Genomic DNA, 14,108 nt, shown 5'->3' on the forward strand with positions numbered 1-14,108 from the left:
CATGTCATGAAGTCATTGAATTATATGGGACGGGGGCCGCTCTCGACAACCCGGGCGAAGACCAGCACGTCGACCTGGGCGGCCTTGGCCCGGAGCAGGACCCGCGCGCAGGCATCCAGCGTCGCCCCCGACGTCAGGACGTCGTCGATCAGGACAATGCGGCGGCCCTGGATTTCGGCCTGACGGTCGGGGGATACCTGGAACGCGCCCTGCACATTGGTGGCGCGCTGGACCCGCGACAGGCCGATCTGCTGCTCGGTGGCGCGCACCCGGCGCAGCACCTCAGCCCTCGCCTTGACCCCGCTCTGCCGCTCGATGATCTGCGCCAGGGCCCCGGACTGGTTGTAGCGGCGGCGCCAGGCCCGACGCCAATGCAGGGGCACCGGCACCAGCATGTCGGCCCCCGCCAGCAGCTCGCCGCCCGCGCGCGCCATCCACCGGCCCATGGCGGGCGCCAGATCGGTGCGGTCCTGGTATTTCAGCGCATGCACCAGCGTGCGCGCGACGTCGTCATAGCGCACCGCTGCGCGGGCGCGCTGGTAGGCCGGCGGGCTCGCGATCGCCTCCATCGACAGCATGTCGGGGCCGGGATCATAGACGAAGGGAATGCCGAGCCGCGGGCAATAGGGCCGCTCGATGAATGACAGCCGCGCCCAGCACGAAGCGCAAACGCCCTCGCCCTCGACCGGTTCGCGGCAGGATACGCACTGCGTCGGCAGCGCGATGTCGAGCGCGAGCCGTGCCGCGCGCGACAGCGCGTGGCGGCCGGCCGTCCATGCCGCCCGGAAGGGGGCGGCGAGGGAACGGGTGGGGGCGGCGTTGGCGTCCATGCGGGAAGGCTAGCGTTCTGCTTGGCGGCGCTCAAGTGACTCAATCTCGTGCCCCGGACGCATCGCCACGCCGGCGATGCGAAGCATCGCCAGGGGCGCTGCGGCGCGTCCGGGACATGAGAGGGGAGATTGCAATGACCTGCATGATCGGCGTAACCAGCGGCATGGCCCAGACCCCGCAAACCCCGCCCGCGTTGTTCGATCGCGCTTTGCTGCATGCACGGCAGCGGCGTGTGCAGCCGCAGGGCGAGGTCACCTTCCTGCTCGATCGTGTTGCCGAGGACATGTCCGACCGGTTGGCTGCGGTGATGCGGGAGTTTCACGCCCCGGCCGATCTCTGGACACCCGGTGAAGGGCTGGCGGAATTGCGTGCGCGGCTGCCTTCCCTCCAGCGGATCGCGCTTGATGCTGCGGGTTCAGAGGTGCTGCCCTTCGCGCCCGAAAGCCTTGATCTCGTCGTCTCCGCGCTGGCGCTGCAATTCGTCAACGATCTGCCGGGCGTGTTCGCGCAAATCCGCCGCGCGCTCAAGCCGGATGGCCTGCTGCTCGCCGCGATGATCGGCGGCGACAGCCTGACCGAGCTCCGCCAGGCCTTTGCCGCCGCGGAAGCCGAATGCGAGGGCGGCGTGTCGCCGCGCGTCGCGCCGTTCGCGGATCTGCGCGACATCGGCGCGCTGCTGCAGCGGGCGGGCTTTGCGCTGCCGGTGACCGATGTCGACCGCGTCGTGGTGCGCTATTCCAACGCATTCGCGCTGATGCAGGATCTCCGGCGCATGGGCGCCGCCAATGTGCTGATCGAGCGGCGGCGAACACCGAGCCGGCGCGCGACGCTGCTGCGGATGGCCGAGATCTACACTGAGCGCTTTGCCGATGCCGACGGCCGCATCCGTGCCACCTTCGACATCATCTGGCTCTCCGGCTGGGCCCCGCATGCGAGCCAGCAGCAGCCGCTGAAGCCGGGATCGGCGAAAGCGAGTCTGGCGGAGGCGGTGAAGAAGGCGGGGAAGACTTAGGCCACTAGCACCGTCATTCCGGGGCTCGCGCAGCGAGAACCCGGAATCTCGAGATTCCGGGTTCGGTCCTGCGGACCGCCCCGGAATGACAGGGGTCTCACATCAGCAGATCAATCAAATGCGGGATCAGCGGAATGTCCGCCGGGGGCATCGGGTAGTCGCGCAGCTTGTTGGCACGGACCCAGGCCAGGGTCTGGCCTTCGCGCGGCGTCACCTGTCCCTCCCAACGCCGGCAGATATAGAGCGGCATCAGGAGGTGGAAGGTCTCGTAGCCGTAGCTCGCGAAGGTCAGCGGGGCCAGGCATGGCTCGGCGACGGTGATGCCGAGCTCCTCGTGCAACTCGCGGATCAGGCTCTGCTCCGGCCGCTCGCCCACCTCGAGCTTGCCGCCGGGAAACTCCCAGAGTCCGGCCAGCGTCTTGCCCGCGGGGCGCTGCGCGATCAGGACGCGCTTGTCGGCGTCGATCAGCGCGCAAGCCACAACCAGGGTCAGTTTCAGATCGGCCATACGTGATGTCGCTCGCTGAAGATCATCCGCAACGGTTTATTAACCCTGTTGCGGCCCGTGTTTCCGAGGTTCCCATAAGTCATATTTAATCGACGGTTCCTAGAGTGGGAACGCTTAAACCACTCCGGGCCCCAATCATGCGCGCTGCGCTTTCCACCATCATCCGCCGGTTCGTCAACGACCGGCGCGGCAATATCGCGGTGATCTTCGCGCTCGCCTGCGTCCCCCTGATCACTGCGGTCGGCTGCGCGGTCGACTACTCGCGCGCGACGCAGACCCGGGCCAAGCTTCAGGCTGCGGCCGATGCCGCCAGCGTCGGCTCGATCGCCAAGGCCTCTCCGGCCTTCAAGGCCGCCGGTACCATGACGTCGGATGGGTCGATTTCCGTCGGCGTCACCGACGCCCAGAACATCTTCGACGCCAATCGCGCCAATCAGACCGGCTACACTCTCAACAGCGTCACGCCGACCGTGGTCAAAACCGGATCGACCGTCACCTCGACCGTTGCGTTCAACGCCACCATGAACACCATGTTTCTCGGCCTGATCGGCAAGTCCGCGCTGACGCTGTCCGGTACGTCGAAAGCGACGGCCAGCATGCCGCTCTATATCGATTTCTACCTGCTGCTGGACAATTCGCCGTCGATGGGTGTCGGCGCGACGCCGACCGACGTGCAGACGATGGTCAACAACACATCGGACAAGTGCGCTTTCGCCTGCCACGACCTCAAGGACAAGAACAATTACTACGACCTTGCCAAGAAGCTTGGCGTGACCACCCGGATCGACGTGCTTCGGACCGCGACGCAGTCGTTGATGGATACGGCGAGTGTGACCCAGACCTATTCAAACCAGTTCAGAATGGCGATCTATGATTTCGGCGGCTCCGCAAGCACGCTCGGCCTGCGCAATCTGTTTTCGTTGTCGGCCTCTCTCTCCAGCGCCAAGACGGCGGCGGGTAATATCGACCTGATGTCGGTGAACGGTCAGAACGAGAATAACGACCAGGACACGGCATTCACCGCGATATTCCCTGCGATCAACGGCGAGATCAGCTCCCCCGGAACCGGCACGCCGTCCAGCCCGCTCAAATATCTGTTCTTCGTCTCCGACGGGGTCGCTGACGAGAGCAATACCGGATGTCTGAAACCGCTCTCCGGCACCACGCGGTGCCAATCGCCGCTCAATGCTGCGCTCTGCAAGACGATGAAGGACCGGGGCGTCAAGATTGCCGTGCTGTACACAACGTACCTCGCGCTGCCCACCAACAGCTGGTACATGAAATGGATCGCTCCGTTCAATACCGGCCCCTACGGGCCGTCGCCGAACAGCGAGATCGCGCAGAACATGCAGAGCTGCGCGTCGTCCGGGCTCTATTTCGAGGTGAGCCCGACGCAAGGCATCTCGGACGCCATGAACGCGCTGTTCAAGAAAGCTGTCGCGGACGCGCGGATTTCAGGGTGATTTGAAGCACGGCTCTCGCGCTCTCTTACCGTCACCCTGAGGTGGCCGCTCCTTCAGCGGCCCTCGAAGGGCGACGGCCCGGCTCTCTCCACGCGGCTGTAGCGGTGGCCCTGCATCCTTCGAGGCTCCCGATGGGGCGCTCCGCGCCCCATCCCTCGCACCTCAGGATGACGAAGAAGGTGTCGTGAGCCCTACGACCTGTAATCGCCGTTGATCGCGACATATTCCTTCGTGAGATCGCAGGTCAGCACCCGGTCGCGGCCCTTGCCGAGGCCGAGCGAGACCTTGATCGCGATCTCCGGCGCCTTCATCGCTTCCGAGACCTGTGCCTCGTCATAGTCAGGATCGCGCGCGCCGCTCTTGGCGACGCGGATGCCGTTGAAGGAAATCGAGAGCTTGTCGCGATCGGCCGGCTCGCCGGCCTTGCCGACTGCCATCACGACGCGGCCCCAATTGGCGTCCTCGCCGGCGATCGCGGTCTTGACCAGCGGCGAGTTGGCGATCGACATCGCGATCTTGCGCGCGGAGGCCTTGGTCTTGGCGCCCTCGACGGTGATCTCGACCAGCTTGCGCGCGCCTTCGCCGTCGCGGGCGACCTGCTCGGCGAGGTTGGCGAGCACCTGGTTGAACGCCTTGACGAAGGCCTTCAGGCGCGGATCGCTGGCGCGGCTGATCTTCGGTGCGCCGTGCCCGGCGGCAGCGCCGGTGGCGAAGGCCAGCAGTGTGTCCGAGGTCGAGGTGTCGCCGTCGATCGTCACCGCGTTGAAGGTGTCCTCGACGCCGCTCTTGAGCATCGCCTGCAAGGCCGCGGGCGCGATCGGTGCGTCGGTGAAGATGAAGGACAGCATCGTCGCCATGTCGGGCGCGATCATGCCGGCGCCCTTGGCCATGCCGTTGATGGTGACCTTGGCCTTGCCGAGCTTGACGGTCGCGGTCGCGACCTTCGGGAAGGTGTCGGTGGTCATGATCGCCTTGGCCGCAGCGAGGTAGTCGCCGGGCTCGGCGGCTTCAGCCAGTCGGCCCAGCACGCCGTCGAACTTGGTCGCGTCCAGCGGCTCGCCGATCACGCCGGTCGAGGCCAGGAAGATTTCGCCCTCGCTGCATCCGACCGCCTTGGCCGCGATCTTGGCGGTCAGCGTCGTGGAGGCCCGGCCGGTCTTGCCGGTGAAGGCATTGGCGTTGCCGGAATTGACGACCAGCGCCCGTGCCTTGCCGCCCTTCAGCTTGCCGCGGCACCATTCCACCGGCGCGGAGGGGCATTTCGACTTGGTGAAGACGCCGGCGACCGCGGTGCCCTTGTCCATCACCGCCAGCAACACGTCGGTCCGGTTCTTGTAGCGGATGCCGGCTTCGGCCGTCGCGAGACGGATGCCCGCAATGGTGGGCATGTCGGGAACTGTTTTCGGGGCGAGCGGGGAGACGGAGGAGGACATCGCGGGGCGCCTTGGTGGGATCTGAATATGCAGATGCCCGGCCCCTCTGTGCGAAGACGCGCTTCGCGCTTGGGGCCGGGCATCACAAAGGCTTAGATACTCTTCACGTCACCGAAGTGACAGCGAATTCTTACTTCTTCGCAGGGGGCGCCATCTTGCTGTCGGAGGGCTTCGCCGCATCCGCCGGCTTGGCGTCCGCCGCCGGCTGGTCCAGCCGCTCGACCTTGGCTTCGGTGCGCAGCTTGGCGACGTAATCGGCCTGAGCCTTGCGGGTGACGTACTGCTCGATCTGGGCCTTGACCTGCTCGAAGTCCGGCGCCTTGCGGTTGCGCTTTTCCTCGACCTTGATGACGTGCCAGCCGAACTGCGACTTGACGGGGTCGGAGATCTTGCCGGGCTCGAGCGCGAAGGCGATCGCCGAGAATTCCGGCACCATCTGCTCCTTGGTGAAGAAGCCGAGATCGCCGCCGTCGGCCGAGCCCGGATCCTTGGACTTCTTCTTGGCCAGCTCGGCGAAATCGGCGCCCTTGTCGAGCTCGGCCTTCACCGCCTTGGCCTCGTCCTCGGTCTCGACCAGGATATGGCGGGCGCGCACTTCCTGCTCGCCGGTGATCTGCTTGGAGGCCTCTTCATAGACCTTCTTCATGGCGTCGGGGGTGGTGGCGGCCTTGCCCTCGCCTGCGAGCAGGCTGTCCATCAGAAGCCGGTTGCGGGCGAATGCCAGGCGCTTCTTGAATTCCTCGCTATCGGCAACCTTCTTGTCCTCGGCAGCCTTGCTGACGATTTTCATGTCGATCAGGAAGGACAGGACGTTCTCGTCCTTGGTCGCCGGGTCCATCTGGGCGAGGCTCGGCCCGAGCTCCTCCTCGGCCATGGCGACGTCGCTCTTCTTGATTTCCGCGCCATTGACCTTCGCCAGCACCGGATCGTCGGCGGCCCGGAGCGGGCCTGCGAACGCCAGGGACAGCGCCAGAGCGAGGCTGCCAGCCAGGGCGGACGCACTGCGGAAACGCTGGCCGGTGGTTACCGGGAACGAGGTGGTCATGGAAAATCCTTATGTTGAAGCAGGGGGCTGCTCGAGCGGGGCGGACACTCGCCCAATACAGGGGGGCTTGGCAACGCGAAAAGTCTGTCAAAATGATGAATTAGCCGCAATGCGCCCGCCGTTGACAAGCCCCTGACCGGGCCATATCTCTGCCCGGTCGCGACCATGGCGATGGCGTTTATTTTGCTGCGTTTTTGGCCGTTGAACCCAGACTTGCCCAATTCCCACCCATATGGCGGATGACCCCCGCAGTCCGGGCTCTGACGCCGCGAAGCGTCACGGTGAGTTGATAGGCAGGCGGGTGACAACTTCTTAGGCCAACGCGGTTGAATCGCGAACACAGGAACCAGGCATGATCGGCGCGCTCGCCCGCAAGTTTTTCGGCTCCGCCAACGACCGGCGGGTGAAGGGATATCAGTCCCGCGTCAACGCGATCAACGCGCTGGAAGGAGAAGTCTCGAAGCTCTCCGACGAGGCGCTCAAGGCCCGCACCGCCGACTTCAAGAAACAGCTCGCCGAGGGCAAGACGCTGGACGACCTGCTGGTCCCCGCCTTCGCCACCGTGCGCGAGGCCGCCAAGCGCACGCTCGGCCAGCGCCATTTCGATGTCCAGCTGATCGGCGGCATGGTGCTGCATGAGGGCGACATCGCCGAGATGAAGACCGGCGAAGGCAAGACGCTGGTCGCGACCCTCGCGGTCTACCTCAATGCGCTCGCCGGCAAAGGCGTCCACGTCGTCACCGTCAACGACTACCTCGCCCGCCGCGACTCCGGCTGGATGGGCCAGATCTACGGCTTCCTGGGCATGACGACCGGCGTGATCGTGCACGGCCTCGACGATGCCGAGCGCAAGGCGGCCTATGCCTGCGACATCACCTACGGCACCAACAACGAATACGGCTTCGACTATCTGCGCGACAACATGAAGTACCGGCTCGAGGACATGGTCCAGCGCCCGCACTTCTTCGCCATCGTCGACGAGGTCGATTCCATCCTGATCGACGAAGCGCGCACGCCGCTGATCATCTCCGGTCCGCTCGACGACCGCTCCGATTTCTACAACACCATCGACGGCTTCCTGCCCAAGCTCGACAAGACCGACTACGAGGTCGACGAGAAGCAGCGCACGGTGACGCTGACCGAAGCCGGCATGGAGAAGATCGAGACCCTGCTGCGCGATGCCGGCCAGCTCAAGGGCGAGTCGCTCTACGACGTCGAGAACGTCTCCGTCGTGCACCACATCAACCAGGCGCTGCGCGCGCACACGCTGTTCACGCGCGACAAGGACTACATCGTGCGCGACGACGAGGTCGTCATCATCGACGAGTTCACCGGACGCATGATGCAGGGCCGCCGCTATTCCGAGGGTCTGCACCAGGCGCTGGAAGCCAAGGAGCACGTGCAGGTTCAGCCGGAAAACCAGACCCTGGCCTCGATCACGTTCCAGAACTATTTCCGGATGTACGAGAAGCTCGCCGGCATGACCGGCACGGCGTTGACCGAAGCCGACGAGCTCTTCGACATCTACAAGCTTGAAGTCGTGGAGATCCCGACCAACGTGCCGATCGGCCGCCTCGACGAGGACGACGAGGTTTATCGCACCCACAAGGAAAAATACGCGGCCATTCTCGCCGAGATCGAGCGGGCCAATTCGCGGCTCCAGCCGGTGCTGGTCGGCACGGCGTCGATCGAAAAGTCGGAAGTGCTGGCCGAATTTCTGAAGCAGAACGGCTACAAGCAGATCGATTTCGGCAAGGAGAACGCGCTCGACAAGCTTTACGCTGCCGCGCGCGCCGGCAAGCCGGCGAAACTGTTCGCGGTGCTGAATGCGCGCTTCCACGAGCAGGAAGCCTATATCGTCGCGGAAGCCGGCGTGCCCGGCGCGATCACGATCGCGACCAACATGGCCGGCCGCGGTACCGACATCAAGCTCGGTGGCTCGCTCGAGATGCGCATCCCGAAGGAGACCGCGGGCATCGAGGACGAGGCCGAGAAGGCCAGGAAGATCGAGCAGATCAAGGCCGACGTCGAGCGCTTCCGCGACATCGTGCTGAAGGCGGAAGAGACCGTCGAGATCGAACCGGCGAAGGGCAACAAGCCCGCCAAGACCGTGACCAAGCCCGGCGGCCTCTACATCATGGGCTCCGAGCGCCACGAATCCCGCCGTATCGACAATCAGCTGCGCGGCCGTTCCGGCCGTCAGGGCGATCCCGGCCGCTCGAAATTCTTCCTGTCGCTGGAAGACGATCTGATGCGCATCTTCGGCTCGGATCGCCTCGACAGCATGCTCCAGCGTCTCGGCCTCCAAGAGGGCGAGGCCATCATCCATCCCTGGATCAACAAGGCTCTGGAGAAGGCGCAGCAGAAGGTCGAGGCGCGCAACTTCGACATCCGCAAGAACCTCTTGAAGTTCGACAACGTCCAGAACGACCAGCGCAAGGTGATCTTCGACCAGCGCGTCGACCTGATGAAGGACGAGAGCGTCGCCGAGACCGTCACCGACATGCGCCACGCCTTCATCGACGACCTCGTCGCCAAGCATGTGCCCGAGCATGCCTATGCCGAGCAGTGGGACGTCGCCGGCCTGAAGGACGAATTGAAGCGCGTGCTCGATCTCGACCTGCCGGTCGACGACTGGGCCAAGGAAGAGGGCATCGCCGACGAGGAGCTGCTGACGCGCATCGAGACCAAGGCCGACGAGCACATGGCAGCCAAGGTGGCGCAATGGGGTCCCGACGTGATGCGTTACGTCGAGAAGACCATCCTGCTGCAGACGCTCGACCATCTCTGGCGCGAGCATCTGATCATGCTCGACCATCTGCGCCAGGTCATCGGCCTGCGCGGTTACGGCCAGCGCGATCCCTTGCAGGAGTACAAGACCGAAGCCTTCAATCTCTTCCAGGAGATGAGTGCGCATCTGCGCGAGGCCGTCACCGCGCAGCTGATGCGGGTCGAGATCGTCCCGCCCGAGCAGGAAGCGCCCGTGCTGCCGCCGATGGAGGCGCACAAGTTCGACCCGAACACCGGCGAGGACGAAATGGCGCTCGCCAGCGTCACGCTCGGCGCCCAGACCTCCGACGCCGCGCTGCGCGATCCGAAGAACCCGGCAAGCTGGGGCAAGGTCGGCCGCAACGAGGACTGCCCCTGCGGCTCAGGCAAGAAGTACAAGCACTGCCACGGGCGGTATGCTTGATCGATGATCAATACCCAGCGAACTCGCGGTGCTGTATTGGCCTACGAGTTCGCGAGGGGTTGAAATGCTTCCGATCCATATGGTGCCTGCTGATCTTTAGGTGCATCACGAATGGTAGGCGCACGCCATTGAGGATGGCTGGCTTACATTTGTCAGGCGGTCTGGCATCCGTCACGCGCGGCTGAGCATGCTTTGGCCACCTGGCAACCGGCCCCGATGCTGAGCGAACAGGCGAGAAGCATCGCTCGGTTGCATGCGCGTGGCCTGCGGCGCCTGTTCCTGTGATCACTTCCGAGTGCTGTTGCTGCAGATTGTCGGCGGCCACTCGCTCCCCCGGCCGCGCAGCTGAAGCCCGAAAGCCGATGGTCAAAGCGCGGCATCGTGTCTCGGAGAACACCTGCGGGTAGATCATCCAATCTTTTGCCGCTGCTCATTGTGATCTGGATCACCTCTACCGAGCTCGATCCGTGTTTTGATTGAATCACAATACGCGGCCCGAAAATTGGGAGCCAGACAATGTCCAAACGCGCGCTGCCAACCACCTTTTGCGTTCTTGCCCTGAGTTTCTACGCTTGCGGTTCCGCCCCTGCGAGCCAAGTGGGCGGATGGTGGGGCGGAACATGGTCGTGCAACATAGACGGCCGGCCGGCCCGGATGAAATGGGCCGCCGTTGATGACAGTCAGACAAGCTGCAGCGGCGGCACTTGCACCAGCAGCTCGGGAGCACGCTGGGCAGGCAACTTCTCAGATAATGGCTCGCGATGGGTGAAGTTAACAAATCCACGCAGCGGAACGCAGGGCGGCGTATACTTCAACCATGCCGATGGCAATAAATGGTATCTAGCCAAACCGGTCAGCAACAAGTCCGTGGGCTGGACGACATGGAACGGCCAACGCTATCGCCTCTCGTGCTGGCGATGATGCAATCATGCGGCGCCTGCTCATTCCGCCTGGACTCAAGGGCGAGCCTTGAGAATTGGATAAGGCCCGGGTGCGCTCTGTGAGCGCCACCAAGCCGGCGTGACCAGCGCGCGTGCTTTCATGGAGGTCCTCTCTCCATCCATTGAATGGCAGACGAGTGTGTCGGCTCCGCAAGGCGCCCACGCTCCAATTCACGAGGTCTAATTCGAACTATCGATCAAGCTCTCCAGCAGCCGCTTCAATTCGCTCGTCGATTTGTCGCCGTAGCTCTCGAGGATGTGCTCCTCCTGGTCGACCGCGAGCGAGTTGAGCTTCTTGCACAGCACCTTGCCGCGGTCGGAGATGAACATCAGCACCTTGCGGCGGTCGCCCGGGTCCTGCACGCGATAGACCAGCGTGTCGGAGACCATGCGGTCGATCATCTTGGTCAGCGTCGGATGGTTGAGCAGCACGGCGCCCGCAAGCTCGCCCATCGAATGGCCGTTGCCATCCGACAGCACCTTGAGGATGCGCCACTGCTCGACCGGCACGCCTTCCTTGCTCAACCGCAGTTCGAGCTGCCGGTTGATCTCCCGGTTGGCTTGCGCGAGCAGGTAAGCGAGGTGTTCGGTGATCGGGGTGTTTTCTTTCGACGGTTTTGCCACGGCTAAGACTTCGTCTTGACCCAATTGAGTGAATGTCTTGCAATCAATGCTGCATCTATATGCACTTCAATTCTTGAATATTCAATATTTTCAAAATAGGATCATTGCACAACAAAAGGGCGGAAGCCGCGGCCGCCTGCTCAATGTGCTTTCAGGTCTGGTGCCAGACAGGAGTTGGCGTGCGCGCGACGGTAAACTTCCCGGCTCATGGCGGTCCGGCGTTGCCACCGTCTTTGCTGTTCAGGAATCTGTCGTCCGCGGCAGCGGATTTCGACCTGTCGCCATTTGACATCCACGTCATGAAACGCCGCGGCGCCCGCAACAAGCTGCGAATCGGCAATTTCCTCACCTTCACCGGCTCGCCCGGAATCTGGGGCCCGACTTCCACCAACAGCGCCATGCTGGCGGTCGCCGAGATCAACAAGCGCGGCGGCATATTGGGGCGCGAGCTCGAGCTCTCGATCTACGATTCCGGTGGCCCGATCGAAGACGTCGTGCGGCGCGCCGAGCAGGCGATCGCCTTCGACGAGGTCGACCTGATCATGGGCTCGCATATCAGCGCCGTCCGTGTTGCCCTGCGCAAGGTCACCGGCAACCGCATCCCCTACATCTACACTCCCGTCTATGAAGGCGGCGAGCGCACGCCGGGCGTGATGGCGATCGGCGAGACGCCGCGCTGGCAGAGCCGCCCCTCGATCCACTGGCTCGCCGACGTCAAGAAGGCGGCGCGCTGGTACCTGATCGGCAGCGACTATGTCTGGCCCTGGCAGTCGCATCGGGCGGTGAAGCGCTACATCAAGGAGGCCGGCGGCCAGGTCGTCGGCGAGGAGTTCGTCCCGGTCGGCGAGGACAATCACGAGCCGCATCTGGCGCGCATCCGCGCAGCCAAGCCCGATGTCGTGCTGATCTCGCTGATCGGCACCGACAGCATCACTTTCAACCGCGCTTTCGCGGAAGCCGGCCTTGCGACGTCGACGCTGCGGCTCGCCGGCGCGATGGACGAGACCGTGCTGCTCGGCATCGGTGCCGACAACACCGAGAATTTGTTCTGCGCCTCCGGCTATTTCAACTGCATGGCCTCGCGTGCCAATGACGAGTTCCTCAGCGGCTACCAGGCCATGTTCGGCCCGCACGCGCCGCCGGTCGGCTCGGTCGGCCAGTCGAACTATGAAGGGCTGCGGTTCCTGGAGTCGGTGGCCAACCGTGCCGGCTCGCTGGCCTTTCGTCCGCTGCTGAAGGCCGCACGCAACACAGTTTACTCGGCGGGCCGCGGTCCCGTGGTTCTTCGCGACGGGCGCGCCGAGATGCCGATGTACCTCGCTGAAGCCGACGGTCTCGACTTCAAGATCATCAAGACGCTTTGAAGGGCGGCTGTTGATACGTCGCAGCGGTTGTGCGAAATAATACTTGAAAAGGAAAATATTTCCGTCTGTAATATCGACGCGAAGCCGAACGGGCCGCGCTTGTGCAGGCGCGACCGCGAGGCGTCCGTCCAAAAGCCAGGGATCAAGAAGCCTCAGAGGAGAGCGCCGTGACAGTTGTCCTTCCCACCCCCGCCCAACTTCGCAGTGTCGCCGAGCAATGCGGCCTTTCGCTCACCGATGACGACGTCACCTCGTTCCGTGGCCTGATGCAGGGCTCGATCGAGGCCTACAATCTCGTCGCCGCGATGCCGGACGAACTGCCCGAGGTGAAATATCCGCGCACCCCGGGCTATCGCCCCTCGGCTGAAGAGAACCCGCGCAACGCCTGGTATCGCAAGTCGACCGTGAAGGGCGCCGCCAGCGGCAAGCTCAAGGGCAAGACCATCGCGCTGAAAGACAACATCATGCTGGCCGGCGTTCCCATGACGAACGGCTCGTCGACGCTGGAAGGCTATGTGCCCGATTTCGACGCCACCATCGTCACGCGCATGCTGGATGCCGGCGCCGAGATCGCCGGCAAGGTGCATTGCGAGCACTTCTGCCTGTCCGGCGGCAGCCACACCGGTTCCTACGGGCCGGTGCATAATCCGCACAAGATGGGCTACTCGGCCGGCGGGTCGTCGTCGGGCTCGGGCGTCGTGGTCGCGCTCGGCGAGGTCGACATGGCGATCGGCGGCGATCAGGGCGGCTCGATCCGCATGCCGTCCTCGTTCTGCGGCATCTACGGCATGAAGCCGACCTGGGGCCTCGTGCCCTACACCGGGATCATGCCGATCGAGATCTATGTCGACCATACCGGGCCGATGACGGCGACGGTCGCCGACAATGCGCTGCTGCTCGAAGTGCTCGCCGGCGACGACGGCTACGATCCGCGCATCAAGTCGCCGAAGGTCGAGGAATACACCAAGGCGCTCGGCCAGGGCGTCAAGGGCATGAGAATCGGCATCGTCAAGGAAGGCTTTGAACAGCCGACGGCCGAGGCCGCGGTGAATGAAAGCGTGCGCGAGGCGGCGAAACGCTTCAAGGATCTCGGCGCCACCGTCGAGACGGTGTCGATCCCGATGCATCTGCTGGGCGGCGCGATCTGGACCCCGATCGGCACCGAAGGCCTGACCCAGACCATGATGTTCGGCGACGGCTATGGCCTGTCCCGCGGCGATCTCTATTCGACCTCGCTGATGGATTTCCATCGCGGCTGGCGCCGGCAGGCCGATTCGCTGTCCGAGACCACGAAATTGTTCATGATGCTCGGCACCTACATCAACAACAATTTCGGTCCACGCTTCTACGGCAAGGCGCTCAACATCTCGCGCCGGCTGACCGCGGCCTACGACAAGGCGTTCGGCGATTACGATCTGCTGCTGATGCCGACCACGCCGATGAAGGCGACCAAGCTGCCGGAGCCCAATGCCAGCCGCGAGGAATACGTTGCCCGCGCGCTCGAGATGATCTCCAACACCGCGCCGTTCGACATCACCCATCATCCCGCGATGTCGCTGCCATGCGGCATGGTCGACGGCCTGCCCGTCGGTCTGATGCTGGTCGGCCGGATGTTCGAGGAATCCACCATCTACCGCGCCGCCCACGCCTTCGAGCAGATCGGCGACTGGAAGAAGATGTGAGCGGGTATTGAT

Annotated in this window: 11 protein-coding genes; 6 read left to right on the forward strand and 5 right to left on the reverse strand. The window is 64.1% G+C overall.

All coding sequences use genetic code 11. The annotated features are described in order from the left end of the window. Positions 1-20: 20 nt before the first annotated feature. On the reverse strand, positions 21-830 hold the full coding sequence (locus A3AS_RS0126435) for a ComF family protein (protein WP_018320550.1): 810 nt from the start codon (positions 828-830) through the stop codon (positions 21-23). A 143-nt stretch (positions 831-973) separates the two neighbouring features. Between A3AS_RS0126435 and A3AS_RS0126440 the strand changes: the two genes are divergently transcribed. Then, entirely contained in the window at positions 974-1,843 is an 870-nt protein-coding gene (locus tag A3AS_RS0126440) for a methyltransferase domain-containing protein (protein WP_198293729.1), read from the forward strand. A 97-nt stretch (positions 1,844-1,940) separates the two neighbouring features. On the opposite strand, the gene mutT is transcribed toward A3AS_RS0126440, so the two are convergent. Beyond that, positions 1,941-2,351 carry an 8-oxo-dGTP diphosphatase MutT gene (gene mutT, locus A3AS_RS0126445; RefSeq protein ID WP_018320552.1) on the reverse strand — a complete coding sequence of 137 codons (411 nt, stop codon included), beginning with the start codon at positions 2,349-2,351 and terminating at the stop codon, positions 1,941-1,943. Between the two features lie 137 nt (positions 2,352-2,488). On the opposite strand from mutT, the gene A3AS_RS0126450 reads away from it, so the two are divergent. After that, the gene (locus A3AS_RS0126450) at positions 2,489-3,814 is read left to right on the forward strand and encodes a TadE/TadG family type IV pilus assembly protein (RefSeq protein ID WP_018320553.1); all 1,326 of its coding nucleotides are present in this window, start codon (positions 2,489-2,491) and stop codon (positions 3,812-3,814) included. 191 nt (positions 3,815-4,005) lie between these two features. Here A3AS_RS0126450 and argJ read toward each other — a convergent pair whose 3' ends face one another. Then, positions 4,006-5,247, reverse strand: coding sequence for a bifunctional glutamate N-acetyltransferase/amino-acid acetyltransferase ArgJ (gene argJ, locus A3AS_RS0126455; protein ID WP_018320554.1), 1,242 nt, complete (start codon positions 5,245-5,247; stop codon positions 4,006-4,008). A 130-nt stretch (positions 5,248-5,377) separates the two neighbouring features. Further along, positions 5,378-6,292, reverse strand: coding sequence for a peptidylprolyl isomerase (locus tag A3AS_RS0126460; RefSeq protein ID WP_018320555.1), 915 nt, complete (start codon positions 6,290-6,292; stop codon positions 5,378-5,380). Between the two features lie 352 nt (positions 6,293-6,644). Between A3AS_RS0126460 and secA the strand changes: the two genes are divergently transcribed. Further along, entirely contained in the window at positions 6,645-9,485 is a 2,841-nt protein-coding gene (gene secA / locus A3AS_RS0126465; RefSeq protein WP_018320556.1) for a preprotein translocase subunit SecA, read from the forward strand. Between the two features lie 516 nt (positions 9,486-10,001). Further along, on the forward strand, positions 10,002-10,406 hold the full coding sequence (locus A3AS_RS50135) for a DUF6006 family protein (RefSeq protein ID WP_084674919.1): 405 nt from the start codon (positions 10,002-10,004) through the stop codon (positions 10,404-10,406). Positions 10,407-10,606: 200 nt separating this feature from the next. Here A3AS_RS50135 and A3AS_RS0126470 read toward each other — a convergent pair whose 3' ends face one another. Continuing rightward, positions 10,607-11,050 (reverse strand): MarR family winged helix-turn-helix transcriptional regulator, encoded by a 444-nt coding sequence (locus tag A3AS_RS0126470; RefSeq protein ID WP_018320557.1) that lies wholly within the window; start codon positions 11,048-11,050, stop codon positions 10,607-10,609. Between the two features lie 179 nt (positions 11,051-11,229). On the opposite strand from A3AS_RS0126470, the gene A3AS_RS0126475 reads away from it, so the two are divergent. After that, entirely contained in the window at positions 11,230-12,414 is a 1,185-nt protein-coding gene (locus tag A3AS_RS0126475; protein WP_026202380.1) for a substrate-binding domain-containing protein, read from the forward strand. A 167-nt stretch (positions 12,415-12,581) separates the two neighbouring features. Next, the gene (locus A3AS_RS0126480) at positions 12,582-14,096 is read left to right on the forward strand and encodes an amidase (RefSeq protein ID WP_018320559.1); all 1,515 of its coding nucleotides are present in this window, start codon (positions 12,582-12,584) and stop codon (positions 14,094-14,096) included. Positions 14,097-14,108: the final 12 nt, after the last annotated feature.

Source organism: Bradyrhizobium sp. WSM2793 (genome assembly GCF_000379585.1).
GTDB lineage: Bacteria > Pseudomonadota > Alphaproteobacteria > Rhizobiales > Xanthobacteraceae > Bradyrhizobium.

Coding starts and splice junctions, on each gene's coding strand:
- A3AS_RS0126435 (WP_018320550.1), bottom strand. CDS start 830: ATGGACGCCAACGCCGCCCCCACCCGTTCCCTCGCCGCCCCCTTCCGG.
- A3AS_RS0126440 (WP_198293729.1), top strand. CDS start 974: ATGATCGGCGTAACCAGCGGCATGGCCCAGACCCCGCAAACCCCGCCC.
- mutT (WP_018320552.1), bottom strand. CDS start 2,351: ATGGCCGATCTGAAACTGACCCTGGTTGTGGCTTGCGCGCTGATCGAC.
- A3AS_RS0126450 (WP_018320553.1), top strand. CDS start 2,489: ATGCGCGCTGCGCTTTCCACCATCATCCGCCGGTTCGTCAACGACCGG.
- argJ (WP_018320554.1), bottom strand. CDS start 5,247: ATGTCCTCCTCCGTCTCCCCGCTCGCCCCGAAAACAGTTCCCGACATG.
- A3AS_RS0126460 (WP_018320555.1), bottom strand. CDS start 6,292: ATGACCACCTCGTTCCCGGTAACCACCGGCCAGCGTTTCCGCAGTGCG.
- secA (WP_018320556.1), top strand. CDS start 6,645: ATGATCGGCGCGCTCGCCCGCAAGTTTTTCGGCTCCGCCAACGACCGG.
- A3AS_RS50135 (WP_084674919.1), top strand. CDS start 10,002: ATGTCCAAACGCGCGCTGCCAACCACCTTTTGCGTTCTTGCCCTGAGT.